The sequence below is a fragment of the Streptomyces sp. CO7 genome (genome assembly GCF_053474865.1).
In genome coordinates, this window is the sequence record NZ_JBRIOU010000001.1 from 205,290 (window position 1) to 206,663 (window position 1,374).

The window sequence follows — 1,374 nt, forward strand, 5'->3', positions numbered from 1 at the left end:
GTCCGGCGCGACCGGGGCGCCTCAGGTGGCGGACTTCGTCATCGGCACGGTGTAGCTGTCGTCGGCGCCGGAGTGGTAGTCGACGTGGTCCCAGACCGATATGTGGGACCCGTCCCGCAGCCTCAGCTGGAGGACCTCGTCGGCGTCACTCCAGTTGTAGTAGAAGAACCGGAACGACGGACCCCCGCCTCCCTGGAGGGCCTTGCCGCGTGAGCCCCAGCTGCAGTTGCGCGACGCGTCGTGCTCGCAGCGGGACCACGCCTTGGCGTAGAGCTGGCAGTCCTCGCCGTGCCAGATGTCGATGCGGCTGAGCCGGGGGTCGGGCGACCGCCACCGGCCCGCGAACGGGCTCGCGGCGCACGAGGCGGAGGCCGGGCCTGCCGCGGTGAGCGTCACCGTCACGGAGACGGGGAGCAGCAGGGCCGTCGTCACCAGGAGGGTCAGGAGCCTGCGCGGCCGGCTGCGGTGGGGAGCGGCCTGGGTCATCGTCGGCCTCCGTTGCGGGGAGCTGCCGTTGCGGGGAGCTGCCGTTGCGGGTGGCTGCCGTTGCGGGTGGCTGCCGGGGACACCCGCCTCCCGCGCGTGCCGGCGAAGTGCCGTGGGCGTCCTGCCACTTCCAGACCAGCACCGGCGCATGCCGGGTGCAACTCGGGCCCGGCCTCTCCGTCGACGGCCGTACACGCAGCGTGGTCGGGCGTGGCCGTGGGCGACGGGGTGCGGCGGACCGGAACGCGCGGTCCGCATCCCGTCGTGACCGGCCCCTGGCTGCGCCGGATCACTGCCACTAACCTGCTCCTCGTGCCGGTCGATCAGGCGTCAACGGGCGCCTTCCAGCTCACGTGGGAACTACGGAAGCACGGTTGGGCCAGGTGCCATCTGGCCGAGGGATCGCGGCGGACCTCACTCACGGTGAGTTACGGCACGGACGCGCTGGCGGACCTCGTCTCCGCGGCCGGTCTGCTGTACGGGGGGTACGGGGAGCGGCGCACGGCGCGGTTCTTCTTCGACGCCGAGCCGCAGGAGCTGCGCTGGGTGGTCCGGGGCGGTGAGGCGGCCGCGGAGGACGAGGTGGACGTCACCGTCTACCGGTTCCCCGACGTGGGCGTCGTTCCGGCCCTTCCGGACGCCGAGGGCACGGTGCTGTGGCGGTCGGCCCACCCGCGGAAGGTGTTCGCGCACGCCGTGCTGGACGCGGCGCAGGGCGTGCTCGCCGAGCACGGCGAGGCCGGCTACCGCGCGAGGTGGGTGCTGCACCCCTTCCCGGCGGGCCCGCTCCAGGACCTGCGCCGCCTGCACCTGCGGGACGACGGCTGCCCCCTGCCGCACTGACCCGGCGGTCCCAGCTCACGCGGCCGGCCGGGCTGCCGCGCTGCC

At 74.1% G+C, this 1,374-nt stretch carries 2 protein-coding genes; one reads left to right on the forward strand and one right to left on the reverse strand.

The window, feature by feature from the left end:
• Nucleotides 1-21: 21 nt before the first annotated feature.
• A complete protein-coding gene (locus ACOV8S_RS00950; RefSeq protein WP_448315359.1) occupies nucleotides 22-486 on the reverse strand; it encodes a hypothetical protein in 465 nt (154 codons plus the stop codon).
• A 423-nt stretch (nucleotides 487-909) separates the two neighbouring features.
• Between ACOV8S_RS00950 and ACOV8S_RS00955 the strand changes: the two genes are divergently transcribed.
• Nucleotides 910-1,329, forward strand: coding sequence for a hypothetical protein (locus ACOV8S_RS00955; RefSeq protein WP_448315360.1), 420 nt, complete (start codon nucleotides 910-912; stop codon nucleotides 1,327-1,329).
• Nucleotides 1,330-1,374 lie beyond the last annotated feature (45 nt).